The sequence below is a fragment of the Kocuria rhizophila genome (assembly GCF_003667225.1).
GTDB classification, from domain to species: Bacteria; Actinomycetota; Actinomycetes; order Actinomycetales; family Micrococcaceae; genus Kocuria; species Kocuria rhizophila.
In genome coordinates, this window is record NZ_RCOM01000049.1 from 1 (window position 1) to 18720 (window position 18720).

General features: G+C 72.5%; 15 protein-coding genes. 4 read left to right on the forward strand and 11 right to left on the reverse strand.

Features of this window, described 5'->3' with window-relative positions:
* Positions 1 to 17: 17 nt before the first annotated feature.
* The gene (locus D9R02_RS07760; protein WP_059281793.1) at positions 18 to 563 is read right to left on the reverse strand and encodes a hypothetical protein; all 546 of its coding nucleotides are present in this window, start codon (positions 561 to 563) and stop codon (positions 18 to 20) included.
* Positions 564 to 784: 221 nt separating this feature from the next.
* Positions 785 to 2158 carry an LssY C-terminal domain-containing protein gene (locus tag D9R02_RS07765; protein WP_039101365.1) on the reverse strand — a complete coding sequence of 458 codons (1374 nt, stop codon included), beginning with the start codon at positions 2156 to 2158 and terminating at the stop codon, positions 785 to 787.
* Between the two features lie 348 nt (positions 2159 to 2506).
* Between D9R02_RS07765 and D9R02_RS07770 the strand changes: the two genes are divergently transcribed.
* Positions 2507 to 4276, forward strand: a complete 1770-nt coding sequence (locus tag D9R02_RS07770) for an alpha/beta hydrolase family protein (protein ID WP_050899525.1) — start codon at positions 2507 to 2509, stop codon at positions 4274 to 4276.
* Between the two features lie 279 nt (positions 4277 to 4555).
* Here D9R02_RS07770 and D9R02_RS07775 read toward each other — a convergent pair whose 3' ends face one another.
* The 8 genes from D9R02_RS07775 to D9R02_RS07810 form a co-directional block, all read right to left on the reverse strand.
* Positions 4556 to 7708 carry a hypothetical protein gene (locus D9R02_RS07775; protein WP_121566694.1) on the reverse strand — a complete coding sequence of 1051 codons (3153 nt, stop codon included), beginning with the start codon at positions 7706 to 7708 and terminating at the stop codon, positions 4556 to 4558.
* Complete coding sequence (locus D9R02_RS07780; protein WP_101888107.1) at positions 7708 to 8790, reverse strand: DUF1839 family protein; 1083 nt, start codon at positions 8788 to 8790, stop codon at positions 7708 to 7710. Before D9R02_RS07780 ends, D9R02_RS07775 begins: the two co-directional genes overlap by 1 nt.
* A complete protein-coding gene (locus D9R02_RS07785; protein WP_259273874.1) occupies positions 8787 to 9719 on the reverse strand; it encodes a class-II aminoacyl-tRNA synthetase family protein in 933 nt (310 codons plus the stop codon). The genes D9R02_RS07780 and D9R02_RS07785 overlap by 4 nt, the downstream gene beginning before the upstream one ends.
* A 5-nt stretch (positions 9720 to 9724) precedes the next feature.
* Complete coding sequence (locus tag D9R02_RS07790; protein WP_039101361.1) at positions 9725 to 10939, reverse strand: acyl-CoA dehydrogenase family protein; 1215 nt, start codon at positions 10937 to 10939, stop codon at positions 9725 to 9727.
* Positions 10932 to 11186: an acyl carrier protein gene (locus D9R02_RS07795; RefSeq protein WP_019311048.1), complete on the reverse strand. Its 255-nt coding sequence runs from the start codon at positions 11184 to 11186 to the stop codon at positions 10932 to 10934. The genes D9R02_RS07790 and D9R02_RS07795 overlap by 8 nt, the downstream gene beginning before the upstream one ends.
* Positions 11187 to 11285: 99 nt before the next feature.
* On the reverse strand, positions 11286 to 11696 hold the full coding sequence (locus tag D9R02_RS07800; RefSeq protein WP_121566696.1) for a holo-ACP synthase: 411 nt from the start codon (positions 11694 to 11696) through the stop codon (positions 11286 to 11288).
* Positions 11693 to 12856 (reverse strand): alpha/beta hydrolase, encoded by a 1164-nt coding sequence (locus D9R02_RS07805; protein WP_039101357.1) that lies wholly within the window; start codon positions 12854 to 12856, stop codon positions 11693 to 11695. Before D9R02_RS07805 ends, D9R02_RS07800 begins: the two co-directional genes overlap by 4 nt.
* Positions 12844 to 14481 carry an alpha/beta hydrolase family protein gene (locus tag D9R02_RS07810; RefSeq protein ID WP_039101356.1) on the reverse strand — a complete coding sequence of 546 codons (1638 nt, stop codon included), beginning with the start codon at positions 14479 to 14481 and terminating at the stop codon, positions 12844 to 12846. The genes D9R02_RS07805 and D9R02_RS07810 overlap by 13 nt, the downstream gene beginning before the upstream one ends.
* Positions 14482 to 15007: 526 nt before the next feature.
* On the opposite strand from D9R02_RS07810, the gene D9R02_RS07815 reads away from it, so the two are divergent.
* The 3 genes from D9R02_RS07815 to D9R02_RS07825 are packed head-to-tail and all read left to right on the forward strand — an operon-like array spanning position 15008 to position 18436.
* Positions 15008 to 16273, forward strand: a complete 1266-nt coding sequence (locus D9R02_RS07815) for a glycosyltransferase family 4 protein (protein WP_121566697.1) — start codon at positions 15008 to 15010, stop codon at positions 16271 to 16273.
* A gap of 52 nt (positions 16274 to 16325) precedes the next feature.
* The gene (gmd, locus tag D9R02_RS07820) at positions 16326 to 17369 is read left to right on the forward strand and encodes a GDP-mannose 4,6-dehydratase (protein WP_019311043.1); all 1044 of its coding nucleotides are present in this window, start codon (positions 16326 to 16328) and stop codon (positions 17367 to 17369) included.
* Complete coding sequence (locus tag D9R02_RS07825) at positions 17366 to 18436, forward strand: GDP-L-fucose synthase family protein (RefSeq protein WP_121566698.1); 1071 nt, start codon at positions 17366 to 17368, stop codon at positions 18434 to 18436. The genes gmd and D9R02_RS07825 overlap by 4 nt, the downstream gene beginning before the upstream one ends.
* Before the next feature lie 134 nt (positions 18437 to 18570).
* Here D9R02_RS07825 and D9R02_RS07830 read toward each other — a convergent pair whose 3' ends face one another.
* Positions 18571 to 18720 carry a phosphatase PAP2 family protein gene (locus D9R02_RS07830; protein ID WP_310793813.1) on the reverse strand — a complete coding sequence of 50 codons (150 nt, stop codon included), beginning with the start codon at positions 18718 to 18720 and terminating at the stop codon, positions 18571 to 18573.

Here is an 18720-nt window from a genome sequence, read left to right on the forward strand (position 1 = left end):
GGTTGCGGTCGCGGTGCTCATTGCGCGCCCTCCTTGCTCGCGGCGAGGCTGTCCAGCAGACCCTGAAGGTCCGGAGCCTCGTCCTTGCTCGTGCTCGTGGCGGTGACCAGGACCACCGTGGCACCGTTGTGGACCACGGCACAGGGCCCCGTGGCCTTCTGCTCCGTCTTGATGGCCACGCAGCTCTTGCCGGTGAACCCGCCACCCCCGGACACGCTGCCGCCGTCGAACGCGGCGGAGGTGCCGTCGAGCGCCTGCTGGCGCAGCACGCGGTCCGCAGTGGTGTCGAAGTTCTGGCTGCCGTCCACCACGGACAGCGTCAGCTCCTGGTCCTGCTCCGCCCGGGTGAACGTCACCGAGGTGCGGCTCGTGGACGGGCTCGTGCTCCACCCCTCGGGCGCCCGGAACGTCACCGTGGTGCCCGCCGTGCTGTCCAGGGCACCCTGCTCGTGGGCCCCCACGGTCAGCTGCGGTGCGGGCACGGCGTGCGAGACCGCTGCGGGAACCGCCCACGTGCACGCCGTCATGACGGCGAGCACCGCGGCGGATGTTTTGTGCGTCACTTTCATTTCCGTGTATCTTTCTCCCTCACGACAAGGACACGTGACGATATCACGGAAATGCGGGGGCAATTGTTTTCCTGTGACCCCCGTCAAACATTTTGTTTATGCAGGAGAACTAAGCAACGGTAAAAACTCATGTCGGATTAGTGGCCATGCCCGAATTGTTCTGCAGGAGTGGTGCAGAACACGCGTGGTGGACCGCGTCGGCAGCGCTCCCGGACTCAGCCGGCTGCCTCGGCCCGGGCGCGCTCGGCCCCACCGCGGGTCCAGGCCCGTGCGGAGAGACTCGTGAGCGCGTACACCGTGAGCAGGTCCACGGACGCGGACAGCAGTGCTCCCGCGGTGGGACGGCCGCCCTGGAAGAACGCGATCATCTGGAAGATCTGGGAGAAGGTGACCAGCGCAATCATGATGAGCCGCGAGCGCTGGCTGCCCTGGAAAGTGCGCCACCCGAGGAACAGGATGGCTCCCAGCATCAGCGCCAGGAGGACCACCATGAACGTCACCACGGCCACGCCCAGTCCCTGCGGCTCGCCGTCCAGTTCGAGATCGCTCGTGAGCTCGCCGGGGTGCAGCACCAGATCCAGCACGAGGGCCAGGGCGGAGAGCACGGTGAGCGCCCAGGCGGCAACGATCGAGAAGGGCCTGCGGGCGACGTCCTGGAGCACGTCCTCCGCAGAGGTCGCACGGTCGGTGGCCCGCCCTGCCTGCGCCGGCGTGGTGGGCCCCACCGTGGCGGGCACGTCCTCGAGCAGCAGCACGGGCAGGTCGCCGTCCGTGCGGACGGCGTCCCCGCCGCCGTTGCGGCTGTGGTAGCCGGTGGAGAAGTCCTCGATCACCGCCACCTCGGCCTCCGGCACGGCGTGCAGCACGGTGTCCACCACGTAGTCGCGCTCCACGTCGATGTCCGCGTCGATCTTGTGCGTCACCTGCAGGGTGAACAGTGAGAGCCCCACCGCACGGTCGTACGTCCCGGCGGCGAGCCACTGCACGCGGTGGCCACCCGGCAACGGCCACCCCTCGGGGCAGGGCCAGAAGCGGATGTGGTGGCGCTGGGCGGCGTTGCCGTCCACTTCCTGCTGGTACGCGAACTCCTGGACCTTCCCGAACAGCAGCAGGGGGCTCACCGGCGCCTCGGGATAGCTCTTGCGGGTAACGGACGACTTCACGATCCCCCAGCTCGACCCGATCGTGATGGGATCCGCGAGCGTCCACCCGGCCGCCCGCATGGCCGTGTGGATCTGATCCCGTGAACCGTTGACCGCGAGGTTCACGGGATCTCCGAGCAGCCCGTCCGGGGTCACGGTGCGCCCGATGAAGTAGGAGGGCACGTAGATGGCCGTGAGCGTGCGGTGCAGCCGGGGAAGCGCCAGGTACGCCATGATCCCCCAGAAGACGATGCTGTAGCCCAGCAGCGTCCACCCGTCGTCCACACTGCGCAGGATCACCACCGCGAACACGAAGACCAGCACCATCACGATGCCGAAGAAGACGTTCTCCACCATGTCCATCCCGAGCCCGGACCGCCGGTCCTGGACCTTCTCGGGCGGGTGCCGGTACTCGGCGGGCCGCCGCGACGAGTCGTAGTGCTTCATATGGTCTCCGTCCCGGGCACATGGCGGCTTCCGCCGACCGGCCGCGCTCAAGCTGTTCTGGCGCCCCGGGAACCTCCCGGTCTGGGCACCGCGTCCTGGCCGCGATCCTAGGCCAGGGGGCGCAGAAGAATTACCCGCGCCATCCGGTGACTGCTCGTTCCCATCCGGCCTGACCCCACTTCGGGGGACCACTCCACCAAAGTGTGGGCGAGTGCTCCCGGGCCCGGGCCGGGGCGGGGAAGTTAGGCTGGCACAGTACACACGGCGTGGCGCCCGCGGCACCGCTCAGGGGAGAGACGGTGGACGCCCACGGGGCGCAGCGCCGCACGTCTTTCGGGGGAGAGTTCATTGTTCAGCTTCTCAGGTCCGGGCCGCCCGTTGCGGTCCATGATCGGCACGTCGTCCCGCGCAGCCACCGCCCGCGCGAGCAGCCCGGACGAGGGCGTGGGCCACGGCTGGATCCCTGCAGGGGAGCGCTGGCTCGCGGTGGACGTCCACGAGCCCTCGGCCCCCGCGCGCGGTGCCACGGTCGTGGTGGCCGCCCCTCCGGGCCGGGAACGGGTCACGATGACCCGCACGGTGCTCCACACGGCGCGGGCTCTCGCGGCGGACGGCTGGCGAGTGGTGCGGTTCGACTGGTCCGGGACCGGGCAGAGCCCCTGCCTGGACGAGGCCTGCGACGCCCGGTGCTGGGCCGAGGACGTGCGCGCGGTGCGGGAGTGGGCGGGCGGCGGGCACCCGGTGCACGGTGTGGCCTTCAGCGTGGCGGGGGCTCTCATGGCCGCGGACGAGGACCACGGCTGGGCCCAGCGGATCCTGCTGGCCCCCGTGTCCGGGAAGCAGTGGCTGCGCCACCAGAGTGCGCTGCGGCGGATGGCCGGCGCGGACCTGCCCCCGCGCGTCACGGAGGGAACGGAGCTGCTGGACCTGCAGCTGACCTCTGAGGGCGCCTCAGCAGTGAAGGCCGTGCCCGCCCCTGCGGAGGATGCCGCACGAGGCCTCCGGGTGCTCGGCGAGGATCTCACCGGTCCCCTCCCCCTCGACGTCCACCCCCGAGCAGCCACGGTGCCGGAGGGTCTGACGAGCACGGTGACCCGAGCACTGGCCGAGCACGCGCCGGCGCGCGGTGCGTCCACCCGGCAGGACGACGCCGGGGGCGAACCCGTCCGGTGCCTCACACTGGACGTCCACGGCACCGCGGTCCGTGTGTCCCGCGCCACCGTGGGACACGGCGAGCGCCCCGCGATCCTCACGGAACCCGTGGAGCGGGCGGCCGAGGCACCGGGCCTCGCCCTGGTCTCCCCTGGTTCGGACGCCATGGAGACCGCGAGCGGGCTGTGGTTGCGCACCGCGCTTCTGTCCTCGGGTCGCGGTGCCGTGTGCCTGCTGGCCGAGCGCACGGACACCGGCGAGCTGGTGGACGCCACCCTGGCCCGCAACTCGAACCCCTACGCCCGGCACACCGTGGTGGAGTGCCGCGAACTCGTCACGCGGCTCGCGGACCTCACGGACGGGCCTCTCACGGCGGCGGGCATCTGCCTGGGCGCGTGGGGACTCGTGGCGGCGGCCCCGGAGCTTCCGCGGGCGGTCGCCGAGCGGCTGACCTTGCACGTGGTCAACAACGTGGCGTGGCAGCGGGAGCCGTGGCGGTACTGGCGCCAGGGTCTGCGCAGCGGGCCCCTGGCACCCCGGCTCCCGGGGGAGGAGTCACCCGCGCCCGAGGCCGCCCCGGAGCAGGGCGCACCCGCCCCCCGTTCGCCGGGACGGGTGCTCATCTCCCGCGCGGGCAGCGTGGGCCGGACCGTGGTGCGCGGCACGCGGGCCAGGGCCCACGCGGCGTCGCCCGGGATCAACTCGCTCGCCGCCACCGTGGGCATCATCGACGTCCCGCAGCCCGCGCTGCGGCGGCTGGCCCGGATTCCGGGTCTCACCGTCAAGGCGGTCTTCGGGCCCGCCGACGCCGCGCACTGCCACGTCACCGCCGCGCAGCAGGACGGGCGGTCCGCCCTGGTGCTGCTGGAGCCGCTGGACCACTCGGTGTTCGCCACGGCCTCCCGGGACACCCTGGCCCGCTACATCGTGGACGAGACCACGGCGCTGGGGCCCACTGGGCACTGACCGGGGCGCGGGCGGCACCACCGCCCGCGCCGGACGCGCAGACAACGAACGGCGGGACCCTGCAGGGTTCCGCCGTTCGGGCACTGCGGGGCATGTCCGGACGGGCTCCGGGCGCCGTGCGGCATGAGCTTCCTGAGAGCGTCCCCGGACGCGGGGCGGTCCCCTGCAAGCGGCTCAAGGCCGTGGAGATCACCCCGGAGCGCCCACGGACTTGGGGCGGTTCCGCGGTCTCCGCCGTAAGCACCGCCGCCCGACGAGCGCCGCCCCCACCGGGCGGCCTCAGCCGCCCTCCACGACCACGGGCATGGCACCCAGTGCCCGCACGCGTGCGTCCCGCCGCACGGCAGCCGTGACGGCACCGCGCACCGGCAGGTGCGCCGTCTCACCGGGCAGCACGTGCACGTAGCCGTCCTCGGCCCCCGCCCCCCCCGCCGAGAACGCGCCGGAGGCTGGGAGGTCCAGCGCCACGAACCGGGCCAGCCCCGTGGCCGTGACCGCGACCCGCCAGGCACCGTCCTCCGCACGCTCCCACCGTGCGGCGAGGTCCGGGTCACCGGGGGCGTCCCTGCGGGGCCCGCCGCTGAGGTGCGTGTCCCGCGCGAGCACGCGGCCGGCGTCGTCGAGCAGCACGGCGGAGACCGCCTCGTACGCGCGCTCCCCGAAGCCGTAGGCGTGGTCCAGGTCCCGGAACGTGCCGTCCGCGAGGTCCGCGCGCAGCGTGTACTCGCCGTGCGCGGGCACCTCCACGGGGACCTCCAGCGGCGCCTGGCAGCCCCCGCGGACCGTGGCCACGGTCAGCCGCACGGTCGCGGTGAGGGGGTGGGCGGCGTCGTTGAAGACGTGCAGGGGCAGGCCGTCCCCGCCCGCGGGCACGAAGCACAGGGCCACGGGCGCGCACGCCCGCCGCATCCCGTACCACGCGGCGGTGGGCCGGCCGGTCACGTCCAGCACGCCCCACCCCGCCCCGGGTGCCGTGGACATCGCCGAGAGCACGAGAGCTCCCCGGCACGCGGACGTGGCCGCGCGCCACTGCGCGAAGGTCCGCTGGAACACGTGGGCGAGGGCGGCACGCTCCAGATCAAGCCGCGCGCCGTGGTCCGCCGGGGCGCCCTGCGGTGCCGGCCGTGCGGGACGCGCGAGGCCCGCGTCGGGATCGCTGTCCCGGTCCAGGAAGAGCCGGTGGACGTAGAGCCGCGTGGTGTCCTCGAAGGTCCACCCGGCGCCGGGATCGTGGGCCAGACCCTGCCGCCAGGCGTGGGCGGAGCCGGTGCCGTCCAGCGGCGCGTCCGTGCCGAACTGGGCCCGCACCACGGCCGGTTCGGGAGGCACCGCGAAGGCGAGGGACTCCGCGGCGAAGCGCACCCCGCGGGTCACGGCGTCCTCGACCGGACGCCCGTACGCCCCCACGCCGAAGTAGTGGCAGACGCCGTCCGCCGCGTCCACCGGGGAGCACACCGGACGTTCCACCGACGACGCCGCCGCCTGCGCCGTCGGGACGCGATCCGCGCTGTTCGCCCGTGCTGCCACCGCTGGCGCCGTCCCGCCCGACGGGCCGGGCCCGCGCGAGGCCGCTGTTCCGCTCGTCGTGCCCTGGGCGGCGACCACCGCGGTTATCGAGGTGGCCGCGCGCGACGGCGCCCGGCCGCCCTCCCGCCCGCCGGCAGCGGGCAGGGACGGGAACCAGAGCCTGTGCGCCCGCTGCCGGGCGGCCTCCTGGGCGTGGCGCGCCGCGTCCAGGTCAGCGTCCGAGCACGGTGAGGACGGTACGACGACCACGTCCGCCCCCACCTCCCCCACCGCTGTGGGGATGTCCCGCACCAGCACCGGCGGAGTCCACTGCTCGGCGGGCCGCCCCGCGAGCACCGGCGCCTGGATGACCTCCGTGCCGCCGGAGAGCACCGCCGTGGAGGGGTGCGCGGCCAGCCGGGACGCCAGGGCACCCACCTCGGCGCGCAGCCCCGCGCGCCAGATCGGCTCGTCCGGAGGGTCCAGGGGACCGAGAGCCACGTCCTGCCATACCAGGATTCCCAGCTCGTCGCACGCCCGGTGGAACTCCTCCCTCTCGTAGCAGCCGGTTCCCGGGATGCGGACCATGGTGGTGCCCGCGTCCCGCAGCCGCGCGAGGACCGCACGAACGCACTCGGGGGATGCCGCCACCTCGTACGGGTCGGCACCCGTCCACACCGCACCGCGCACGAACAACGGAATGCGGTTGATCGTCAGGGCCAGTCCGCGGTGCTCGGCATCGCGGGGTTCGGCCTCCACCGTGCGGAAACCCACGGTGGCCGTGTGCTCCGCGCCCGCGGCACGCACCCGCACCGTGTAGCGGGACTGCCGGCCCATGCCGTGGGGCCACCACAGCTGGGGTCGGGGCACCGTGAGCCGCAGGGTGATGCATCCGTCGCTGTCGGCGTCCGCCGTCGAGACCTCCTGCTCGCAGGACACCGGGGCGTCGGCGGTGTCTCCTACCGCCGCGACCTCCACGCGCACGCGGGCTGCCTCGCGTCCCCTCAGCAGGTCCGCCACGGCGCACCGCACGCCCACCACCCCGTCACCGTGCTCGTCCACGAGGGTGCGCACCGCGAACGGCTCCGCTGGCAGCGCGCGTGCAGCCGCGGGTGCGGAGGCGGCGTCGTCGCCAGGGCCCGGCTCGTCCCGGAGTGTGACGTGGGGCGCGCCGACCGGACGGGCGCGCGGACCGCCCCACGGTCCGATCACGGGTTCGGTACCCCTCGCTGCGGCGGCCTCGTCGTCCGTGCCCGGCGCTTGCGGGAGGGCGGCGTCGAGTGCGGAGACCGGACGGGCGCTCAGCCCGCCCCACGGACCGATCACGGGACGGGCTCCCGGCCAGTCGATCGAGCCCACGAGAGGGGTGCGGCGCCAGCGCACCGAGCGGTCGGGGACCAGCGGCGAGAGCCAGCGGGCGCGCGGCTTCCGCGGTACCGGGACAGTGCTCAGCGGCAGCAGCCGGAGAGTGATGTCGCACCGGCCGGGCGGCAGCTCCACCGTGACGTCCCACGGCAGGAAGGCCGTGTCCGAGGCGTGGACCTCCTCCCCGGCCACGAGCAGGCGGGCCACGGTGGCCACGCCCGTCGAGGTGAAGCGGTGGGGGCCGCCCGCGGTGGTGAGGCAGGTGCGGTACTCCCACACGGCGTCGGGCGCACCCGAGCGCAGGATCTGGTCCACGGCCTGCGCACCGAGCGCATCGCGCAGCGCACCGGTCACGGTGCCCGGGACACGCGCCGCGACGCCCCGCGTCAGCACCGCGGCCCACGCGGCCGAATCGTTCTCCGGGGCCGGAACCGCCTCGCCGGGCAGGACGTCCTCCCCCGGCGTGGCGGCCACCCCGTGGGGAGCATCCGTCTCAGCGGCCGGGTCCACGCGGTGCAGCGTCCACGTGGCCCGGGCCAGGACGTCCTGCGCGGCAGGCATCACTCGCCCATGCCCACGGCGTCCCGCACGCTCCCCATCCCGGTGTCGTAGCCGGAGACGAAGGCCTGCGCGGACGCGTCCACCCGCGGGGTGCGGCCCGACGCCGCCCGGGCCAGCTGGAACTGCAGGGTCTTGGCGGCGGCCGCGGCCGCGTCCAGGGACTCCGCGGCGGCCCGCAGCTGCAGGACGTCGAGGTCGCTCGGCCACTGCTCCGCTCCCTCGGCGAGGTAGCGGCACGCGTGGGCCGCGAGCCCCGCCGTGAGGCCGGCCTGGCGCGTGGTGGCGAAGGAGTAGACGTGGAAGTAGTCCATGCCGCGCCCGGCGAGCGCGGGCAGCTCCGCGCGGATGGCGGCCACGAGCCGCTGGGCCGGACTCGTGTCCGGGGCCCGGCGGACGTGGGCCCGCGCCAGCCCCGTGGCGCACTGCCAGAGCTCGCGCGGCTCGAGCCGGTGCACGTCCTGCGTCCGCACGAGCTCCACGTACGGGAACGGCACCGCGCCGGCGCGTGCCCCCGGGCCCAGCGTGTTCTCCAGGTCCTCCCCGGAGAGCACGTGCACGCCGTCGTTGTGCAGGTACACGAGCTCCCCCGCCACGGGGTCCAGCCGCAGCGGCACGATGGACGTCTTGGTGTGGGCCGCGCCGTAGGAGACGCCCGCGGTGTCCGGGAGGTGGAACGCATCCACCTCCACCACCAGGGCGTCCCCTCGGGACATGGCGCGCTGCAGGTGCTCGCCCAGCGGGCGCCACGTGTCGTACTCCCCCACGGTCAGCCCGTAGAGGGCCTCGATGTCCTCCTGGCGGGGCTTGAGGAACTCCCACTGGTCACCCAGGAAGTCCGCGCTGAACGCGGCCCCCAGCATGGGGACCGGGTCCAGCCCGAGGACCGTGGTGAGCCCGATCCACACGTCCATGTAGCAGTTGGTGGGTGACCACGGCTCCGCAGGATCGTGCAGCGCGGAGCGGGGGGCGTTCGCCGCGGTGAGCGACTCGCACCCCCGCACCGCCAGGACGTCGGTGCCGAACGGTGCCTCGGCGACCTCCCGCCCCGCCGGGCCACCGAGGTTCTCGGTCACGGTGGTCATGACAGACCCAGCTCCTGGCGCACGGAGGCCGGCCACGCGGCCACGTCGAAGCCGTGGACGGAGGCCAGAGCCAGCGCCACACGCTCCAAACCGAAGCCGAAGCACGCGGAGTGGGCCACGGCGCCGTCGGCCGTGTGCATGCTGAAGGCCTCACCGAAGTGGTCCTCGTGGAGGTTTGCGGACGCGATCGCCGTGGGGTGGCCCGGGTAGACCTCCGTGAGGATCTCGAACTTCAGCTGCGCCTCGCGCTGACCCGCGCTGAGCAGCTTGCCCGCGCGACCGAAGAACGGGTCGTTCGCGGTGTCCGCCTCCACGGTGAGCCCCAGCGCGCGCAGCAGCTCGGTGCCCGCCGCGAGCCACCTCTCGCGGTGCTCCTGCGCCTGCTGGGGCGTGCCGATCCGCACCGCCTCGAACATCCGGAACGTCACGAAGCGCATGGGGTCCGGGCTGGGCTCGTGGCGGTAGCACTCGCCCATCAGCTCGAACACGGTGCCGTCCACCTGCGAGCCTTCCAGGTACGCGTACAGCGGGTGGCACACGGCCGGGACCAGCGCGTGGCCGGCCGGGGTGAGCTGGGAGGACCAGTCGCCCTTGTCCTCGTACGTGGCGAGCAGCTGACGGTGGGCCTTGTTGTCCCCCTCGAACGCGGAGATCGTGCCCAGCAGCTGCGGGAAGGACGCCACGTAGTCGGTGCGCTCCAGCAGCCGCGTACCGTTGACCGGCGGGAAGCGCAGCCGGCGGGTTCCCGCCTCCGGCGAGAGCTCCCCAGCGATCTTCCGGGCGGCGGCCGCGATGCCCTGCACCACGTCCTCGGCCTGCGGGCCCAGGCCCGTGACGCCGTCGCCCAGGGTGGGCAGCAGCCAGTCGTTGGCCTCGAGTCCGGCACGGAACGTGTCCTGCTGGGTGGCGAGGTCCTGATGGGTGTCCATGATGGTCATCGTTGTCCCCTCGAGACGAGTTGCATGGTGGCGGTGTGCTGCAGGATGCGGTCGTTGTTGACCATGACGGACGGTCCGATGCTGTCCCGGTACAGCCGGGCCAGGCTCACGGGCGAGTGGTTCGCGAATCCGGTGATCCCCACGATCACCAGGGCGTCCCCCACGATCTGCCGCACGGCCTCCGCGCCGGAGACCTTCAGGGTGTTCATGGCGATCGCGAACTGCATGGACTCGCACGCGGCGGGATCGTCGTACGCGGCCTCATAGCGTGCCACGGAGGCACGGACCACGTCCGTCATGGCCTGCAGCTGGACTTCCAGCTCGGCCAGGCGCAGGGCCGACGGCGGAGTGGTTCCCGGGGTCTTGCGCGCGGCCTTCTGCACCACGGAGCGGGCGGTCAGCCCGGCCTGGGTGGCCATGCCGAGCCACGCGGAAGCCCAGAGGCAGTGCGCGCCGGGCAGCATGGTCTGCGCGGAGATGGTCTCGAACAGTGCCGTGAACACGGCGTCGGCACGGGTGGTGGCGTCCAGCTCGAATGATTCGGAGCACGTGCCCCGCATCCCCAGGGCGTCCCAGCCGCGCTGGCGCTCGAGCTGCAGGTCCGCGGCCTCGACCACGAGCAGCACCTGGTCGCTCGACGCCGCCTCCTCGCTCGCACGGGCCGTCACCAGGATGGCGTCCGCGTACGCGCCGTAGGAGATCACGGGGCACGTCTTGTGCAGGTGCACGCGGCCGTCGCCGGCCGGACGCACCGCGCACGTGGACGAGCGGGTGTTGCCGCCGATGTTCACCTCGGTGGTGGCCGAGGCCAGCAGCAGACCCTCGGTGGCCACCCGGCGGGTGAACTCGCGCAGGTACTCCGTGTCCGCGTGCCGGGTCAGGCACAGCGTCTGCGAGTGGTGCATGGCCAGGATCATGGCGGTGGAGGTGCACTCACGCCCCACGCGCTCCAGCATGCGGCACAGCTCGGTGATGCTCCACCCCAGCCCTCCGTCCGCCTCGGCCATGGGCGCGCCCAGCAGTCCCTGCGCGCGGGCCTCGTCGATCGCCTCCCGGGGGAAACGACCCTCCTCGTCCACGGCGGCCGCGAACTCGCGGGCCACCGCGGCCACGGCCTCCGCGCGGGCGGCGTTGCGCTGCGTGCGGTCCTCGTTCTCCGGTTCCTCCCGCTGCGCGCGGGGGGTGTCGCTCAGGACAGTGGTCTCAGTCATTCTGGATCGCCTCCACGGCCTCGGTGATGGACTGGACGGACGTGAACGTGGCCTTGGTCAGGCGTTCCTCGGGGAACTCGATGTCGAACTCGTCCTCCAGCCCGAGCATCACGTTCACCGACGCGTGCGAGGTCATCCCGGCGCGGTACAGGTCCGCGTCCACGGCGATGCTCTGGGCATCCTCGGAGAGCTTGCCCTGGTCCGCCAGGACGGAGCGGACGGTGGTCTCGATGGCGGTGGAATCCATGGTGTGAACCTCTTTCGGTTGATCTGATGCTTCTCGTGCTCCGCGGTACCGCCCTCTCTGCGGTCCCAGCGGTGATCTTGTGGTCTTCGACGGGTGCTGTCAGGGCGCCGTGGCGCACGCCACGGCCATGGCGAAACCTGCGTCGTGCGATGTGCTCACGCTCCAGTCCCGCACCCCGCCACGCTCCGCGAGCCGCGCGGCGGTCCCCCGCAGCCGCACCTCGGGAACGCCCCCGGGCCCGGTGCGGATCATGATCTGGGGCCACGCCACGGCGTCCTCGACCCCGGGGCGCAGCACCTTCCGCACGGCCTCCTTGGCGGCGAACCGCCCGGCCACGGACTCCGCGGCCGGAAGCTCGGACAAGCTCGTGAGCTCCGCGATCTCCTCCGGCGCGAACACCGCGCGCAGGTAGCGTTCGCCCCGCTGGGCGAGGGCCTCCGCGACCGGTGCGACACCCTGCAGGTCGCAGCCCACGCGAGCCCCGCGGGCGGCGTCGTGCGCGGCGCTCACGACCCCTCCCCGGAGGTGACCGCCTTGAACTCGGGGGCGACCGACGGCTCGCCCGCGGTGCGCTCGATCCCCACGCGCTCGGACCACCGGCCCAGGGCGACGACGGCGGCGGGGCGCCAGCACTGGAACACGTGTCCGCCGTCGCACTCACCCACCTGTCCGTACTCCGTGTACTGGTAGGGGACGCCGCGGGTGTCGAGCTCCCGCGCGAACGTGGCGGTGGTGTCCCGCAGAGCGGGCTCGATGTCCCCGTCCGCGCCGTTGCCCTGCCCCGCGAAGAGCTGCACGTGGACGCCCTTGAGCGACGCGCTGTGCGTCATGGGGTCGTGGGCCTTCCACTGCTCCTCGGTGGTGAAGTCCCCGTCACCGAACACCGCCTCCCACTGCCCCGTGGACTCGTGGGACGCGGCCGAGAAGTTCTGGCGCACGTCCTTGGAGGACAGGTCCAGGACCCCGGACAAGCTCACGGCCTCCCCGAAGAGGTCCGGGCGGTCCTCGGCGTAGCGGACGGCCCCGTAGCCTCCCATGGAGTTGCCCATCACCAGCCGGTGCTCCCGGTCCGTTGCGGTGGAGAGGTGGGAGTCCACCCACGGGACCACCTGCTCCAGGTGGAAGGTCTCCCAGTTCTGCGTCAGCTCGTCCTGCGTGGCCCAGTCGGTGTACCACCCCTGCTTGCCGCCGCTGACGATCACCGTGATCACCGGCAGGCCCTGGGTGACCTGCTCCGCCTGGCCCGCCTCGTACCACTGCAGGGCAGGGGCGTCGACCGCTCCGCTGCCCGGCAGCATGTAGACCACCGGGTACTTCTTGGCGGGGTCGTAGCCCTCCGGGGTGATCACCACGAGCGAGTTGCGTCCGCCGGGCGCCTCCGGGGACACGGCGTCGGTGCTGACCCCGAGCTCCACCGCACGCGGGGAGAGACCCCGCGCAGAGGTGACCGTGATCCCGTGGTCCTGCGTGGTGATCGCCTCGGGGTCCTGGAAGCCCACCTGCTCCACCGCCTGGGCGTCGAACCCCGCGATCGAGCTCGTGCCGGTGGTGGCGTCCGGTGTGTCGCCCCCACCGCAGCCGGTGAGCAGCAGTGCGGCTGCGGCGCAGCCGGCGACGACCCGCGCCGAGGCGGTGCGCGCGGTGCTGCGGTCTCTTCTCACACGGCGCACGGCGCCACCTCCTCCTGGGGGAAGGCGCTCAGCCCGAGCGCCGCGTCCACGATCTGCAGTGCGGTGCGGCGTGAGGCGCACGCCTGGAGCGAGTGGTCGAGCGCAGGAACCTGGGCCACCCGGATCCGCCGCCCCTGACGGGTGAGCCGGGCCAGGCCCTCCTCCCCGCGCTCCTGCCGGAACAGCAGGCCGTCCTCGGGACCGAAGCAGAACAGGACCTCGGCACTTCGCGAGGCGTACTCCATGACCACTTCGGGGACGTTCGGGATGTTGCGCCTGCCCAGCGCGAGCCACACCGGGTACGGCATGCGGCGACGCACTCTGTTCTTGGCCCGGGTGCGCCAGCTGGCGTTGACCTCCACATCGGCCATGGTCCGCAGCTGCTCCAGCACGGCGTCCACGTCCCAGTTGCGGTAGAGCTTGTCGTAGTACGTCTCCCCGGCACGCCATGCCACGTTGTTGAGCACCACGCGGCTGGTCATGGCACTCGTGGGCGGGGCCATGGCCACGAGCCAGCCCCCCACGCACAGGCCGACACCCGTGATCTCCTCCCCCGTGCGCTCCTTCAGCCAGGCGGCGCCCAGGTCCAGGTCCGCGACGCCCTGCCCGGTGTAGGGGTTGATGTCCTTGAGCTCGTCCAGACCGGCCGCGTCACCGCAGTGGTGACGCTCCACGCGGATGGCGGGCACGCCGCGGGCCGCGAGCCGACGGGCCTGCACGGTCCACAGACCCGTGGGGCCGTCCTTGGGGTCCGCGGAGGGCGGAGCCAGCAGAACGGCGCCGACACCGGTCCCGTCGCGGCCCACGGGATGGGTGTAGGAGGCAGGCAGCAGATCCTCCCCGAGCTCGAGGAGCTCCTCGACGACGTCCACCCCGAACTCGGCCACGTGGAATCGCGCGGTGGTCCGTGGCTGCCAGGAGCTCACGTCCGCCCGCTCGGAGGCATCCTCCTGGGGGCCGTCCAGGCGGGCCACGAGCGAGGCGATCGCCTCCGGGCTGGACTTCGCGTAGATCGCCGCCACCCCGTAGAGCTTCTTGGCCACCGCGCGGTCCTCCTCGCGCACCGGCTCGAGCCCGGGAGTTGCGAGTTTGCGGGGATCCGGGAGCGCGCGGATGGCGGCGGCCTCCGCCTCCGTGAAGTGCGCTCCGCCAATCTCCACGCCGGAGTCCACCTCCGGCGGCAGGTCGAGTCCGCTGGCGCGGCGCAGCCCGGTGTACTGGCGCATGTACACGGCCCCGGAGACCGGCTCCCACAGCAGCCGCTTCTCGAACGGCAGCTCGGAGGTTGCCAGCACCGACGCCCCGATGCGCAGCCCGATCCCGTGGACCGGCAGCTCCGGGCCCACGAGCTCCCGGGCGGCGCCGTACGCCACCGCGAGGTCCCGGTGCCACACCTGCACGGGGTCGCTCCCGGGCGGGCGCTCACCCGACTCCGAGGTCCCGCTCCAGGCCATTCGGACGACCAGCCAGCCCGCCTGCGCCGCCCGCGCCGCAACCAGCCGCATGCTGCGGTGGCTGACCACTTCCTCGCGTGCCAGTGCGGGCGCCACGACGACGGCGCCGCGCACCTGACCGCTCTGCGGTCCGTGGACCCACGCGTGAATGGTGTGGTCTTCCCCCGTCAAAAAACTTGCCTGCCCGGCAATACGCATGAATTCTCCCCAGTTCTGCTCCGGATGCACCTCAGCCGTACACCGTTGCTCTGCCCCCGCCGCCACGACGAGCGCCGTTCTGCCGGTGTGTTCCCCACCGCCGACGGCGTGTCCCTGCCCCGAGCACCGCATTGCCCCCGCGGATGCCGTGCAGGTTTGCACTCACAAAGCATAGCCAGGGCACGCATCAGCGGGCAGGGAAACAATGTCCCCTAATGTGTGGTTTTCCATTGAAGCGACTATTTTCCCCGGTCCGACCAGCGCATTTACCGGGTTGTACCTACATGGGCCCACACAGAATTGTCGTCATTGCGGAGTCGAATACTTGGCAGCGTGATTATGATGGCAAACGCCGGTGTTCCAGGGAGAGAACGAGCATCGGCACCGACCGCCGTTCCCCGTGAACCGTCACGGGAAGCGGCAGGTGGGCCTGGGGAGGCCCACCGCAACTGGGGGAGAGCAGGGGCGGCGCCCCTGCTCTTCAGGGGGAGGAGAGAGCGTGGCACCACGCGTCCTGATCGTAGGTCTCAACTATTCACCGGAGCACACGGGCATCGCTCCGTACACCGCGGGCATGGCCCGGGCGCTACGCGATGCCGGGTGGGACACCGACGTCATCACCGGCCTGCCGCACTACCCGCAGTGGAGCATCCACGAGGGGTATCCGAAGCGCGGTGACGGGTACGAGGTCATCGACGGAGTGCCGGTGCTCCGCGTGCCACACCCCGTGCCGCACGACGCCGGGCAGCTGCGCCGGTTGGGCATGGAGGTCGTCTTCGGCCTGCGCGCTGCCACCGCCGCATGGGGGGACCCGGACGTCGTCGTGGTCGTCACGCCGGCGCTGTTCGCCTCCGCGATCGTGCGGGTGCGCGCGGCGTTGACCCGGACCCCGGTGGTCGCCTGGGTCCACGACATCTACACGGCTGGCCTCTCGGAGACGGGCGCGGCCAGTGGACCGGTCACGCGCCTGATGCGAGCGGTGGAGGGGACGTTCCTGCGCTCGTGCGACGGCGTCGTCGTGATCCACGACCGGTTCTCCGAGTACCTCCGCCGCCACATGGGAGTGGCGGCGGACAGGGTGACCACCGTGCGCAACTGGACCCACATCTCCGAGGCACCCAGCGTGGACACCGCGGCCCTGCGGCGGCGCTTCCGCTGGGAGCCGGAGGACGTGGTGGTGCTGCACACCGGCAACATGGGCGCCAAGCAGGACCTCGGCAACGTGGCTGCCGCCGCACAGGTGGCCGAGCGCACGGGTGCGCCGCTGCGGTTCGTGCTCGTGGGCGGCGGGCACCAGCGCCCGCAGCTCGAGGCGCTCGCGGAACGCACCCCGCGCTTCGAGGTGCTGCCCAGCGTGGACAACGACACGTACGCCGGGCTGCTGCGGGCCGCGGACATCCTGCTGGTCAACGAGCGTCCCGGGCTCACCGAGATGTGCGTGCCCAGCAAACTGACCAGCTACTTCACGGCTGACCGCCCCGTCCTCGCGGCCGTCGAGGCCGAGGGCCCCTCCGCCGCGGAGCTGGCGGCGGCGGACGCGGGCATCCGTGTGGAACCCGGTGATCCCGAGGCGCTCGTGGCGGGGGCCATGACACTGCACGAGGAGTGGATCACCACCGGGGGCGCCACCCACCGGGGCGGACGCGGCTACGTCCGTGACGTGCTGAGCCGCGGTGCCGCCGTGCGCTCCTTCACCACCGCCCTGCACAAGCTGCGCCCGGGCATCGCAGCGGAGCACAGGGCACCCGTCACCGCCCATTCCTGACACACCGGGCCGCACCGGCCCACCGCACTGATCCACCAGGGGAGAGACCACCATGAACCAGAAGAAAGCACTCATCACCGGCATCACCGGCCAGGACGGCTCGTACCTCGCGGAGCTGCTGCTGTCCAAGGGCTACGAGGTCCACGGCCTGATCCGCCGCGCGTCCACGTTCAACACGTCCCGGATCGACCACCTGTACCAGGACCCCCACAACCCGGACGCGCAGCTGTTCCTGCACTACGGGGACCTCTCGGACGCGGCACGGCTGGTCACCCTCATGGGGGAGATCGACCCGGACGAGGTCTACAACCTGGCCGCGCAGTCCCACGTGCGCGTGTCCTTCGACGAGCCCGAGCACACCGGTGACACCACCGGGCTGGGCACCGTGCGGCTGCTCGAGGCCGTGCGCCGCGCCGGCGTGAAGTGCCGTTTCTACCAGGCCTCCACATCAGAACTGTTCGGCGCCACGCCGCCCCCGCAGGACGAGAACACCCCGTTCTACCCGCGCTCGCCGTACGGCGCGGCCAAGATCTACTCGTACTGGATCACCAAGAACTACCGCGAGGCGTACGACATGTTCGCGGTGAACGGGATCCTCTTCAACCACGAGTCCCCGCGCCGCGGCGAGACCTTCGTGACCCGCAAGATCACGCGCGCCGTGGCCGCGATCGCCGCGGGCAAGCAGGAGCACCTGTACATGGGCAACCTGGATGCCATCCGCGACTGGGGCTACGCCGCCGAGTACGTGGAGGGCATGTGGCGCATGCTGCAGGTGGACGAGCCCGAGGACTTCGTGCTGGCCACCGGCCGGCCCAGCACGGTGCGCGAGTTCCTCGAGACCTCGTTCGAGCACGCCGGGCTGGACTGGGAGAAGCACGTGCGCTTCGACGAGCGCTACCTGCGTCCCACCGAGGTGGACGCCCTGATCGGTGATCCGTCCAAGGCCGAGGAGAAGCTCGGGTGGAAGGCCACCGTGCACGCCCCCGAACTCGCCCGCATCATGGTGGACGCGGACCGCGCGGCCCTCGAGTGCGCGGGCACCCCGTGGATCGACACCGTCTCCCAGCACATCTGGGCCCCGGGGAAGGCCGCATGAGCACCGAACTGCACGAGGAGGAGATTGTGGACGCCACCGCACCGGGTGCCGACTGGCCCCGCACCGTCAGCGATCCGGCCGACGCCCGCACCACGGACGACGTCCGCTACACGCCGGGGCCCCTGGACCGCTCGGCACCGTTCTACGTGGCCGGGCACCGGGGCCTCGTGGGCTCCGCCATCTGGCGGCACCTGGAGTCCGCAGGGTTCGAGAACCTGGTGGGCGCCACGTCCGCGGAGCTGGACCTGCGGGACCGCGAGGCGGTCGAGGCCTTCATGGCGGAGCAGAAGCCCCAGTACATGGTGCTCGCGGCGGCCAAGGTCGGCGGCATCGGGGCGAACAGCACCCGCCCGGTGGACTTCCTCTCCGACAACCTGCGCATCCAGCTCAACCTCCTGGACGCCGCGCGCGCGGTGGACGTGGAACGGGTCCTGTTCCTGGGCTCGTCCTGCATCTACCCCAAGCTCGCGGAGCAGCCGCTGCGGGAAGATGCGCTGCTGACCGGCTACCTGGAGCCCACCAACGACGCCTACGCGATCGCCAAGATCGCGGGCATCCTGCACGTGCAGTCGGTGCGCCGCCAGTACGGGCTGCCCTGGATCTCGGCCATGCCCACCAACCTGTACGGGCCCGGGGACAACTTCTCCCCCACCGGCTCGCACGTGCTCCCGGCCATGATCCGCCGCTACGACCAGGCGGTGCGGGACGGCGACACGGAGATCACCAACTGGGGTTCCGGGTCACCGCGCCGCGAGTTCCTCCACGTGGACGACCTCGCCTCGGCGTGCCTGTTCCTCATGGAGCACTACGACGGCCCCCAGCAGATCAACGTCGGAACGGGACAGGACGTGACGATCAGGGAACTTGCAGACCTCATGGCCACCGCCACGGGCTTCCACGGGACCACGCACTGGGACGCGTCCAAGCCGGACGGCACCCCCCGCAAGCTCATGGACGTCTCGCACCTGCGCTCGCTGGGCTGGACCGCGTCCATCGACCTGCCCACGGGGCTCGACGACGCCGTGGCCTGGTACCGCGCGCACCGGGACTCGGCGCGGGGCACCTGACACGCCCCCGGCGAGCACACGACGGCGGGCGGTCCCCCGAGGGGCCGCCCGTCGTCGTGCCGCCTCACCGCTGGTCTCCGCAGAGGCTCGGCACCCGCGGGGGCCGGGCTTCAGGGCTTCAGGGCTTCAGGGCTTCAGACGAGCCCAGCCCCGGCGGTGCGCCGTGCCGTGGGGCGCCACGCGTCCACACCCACCACGAGTCCCAGGATCGACACCGCCAGCAGCAGCGAAGCGGTGACGTCCGTGAGCCAGTGGTAGCCCAGGTAGAGCCTGCTGAATGCCAC

What these genes read in the sequence shown, in the direction of transcription:
- D9R02_RS07780 (WP_101888107.1), bottom strand. Translation starts at nt 8,790, where the DNA reads ATGACCACCGTGACCGAGAACCTCGGTGGCCCGGCGGGGCGGGAGGTC.
- D9R02_RS07765 (WP_039101365.1), bottom strand. Translation starts at nt 2,158, where the DNA reads ATGAAGCACTACGACTCGTCGCGGCGGCCCGCCGAGTACCGGCACCCG.
- D9R02_RS07790 (WP_039101361.1), bottom strand. Translation starts at nt 10,939, where the DNA reads ATGACTGAGACCACTGTCCTGAGCGACACCCCCCGCGCGCAGCGGGAG.
- gmd (WP_019311043.1), top strand. Translation starts at nt 16,326, where the DNA reads ATGAACCAGAAGAAAGCACTCATCACCGGCATCACCGGCCAGGACGGC.
- D9R02_RS07785 (WP_259273874.1), bottom strand. Translation starts at nt 9,719, where the DNA reads ATGGACACCCATCAGGACCTCGCCACCCAGCAGGACACGTTCCGTGCC.
- D9R02_RS07795 (WP_019311048.1), bottom strand. Translation starts at nt 11,186, where the DNA reads ATGGATTCCACCGCCATCGAGACCACCGTCCGCTCCGTCCTGGCGGAC.
- D9R02_RS07825 (WP_121566698.1), top strand. Translation starts at nt 17,366, where the DNA reads ATGAGCACCGAACTGCACGAGGAGGAGATTGTGGACGCCACCGCACCG.
- D9R02_RS07775 (WP_121566694.1), bottom strand. Translation starts at nt 7,708, where the DNA reads ATGCCTGCCGCGCAGGACGTCCTGGCCCGGGCCACGTGGACGCTGCAC.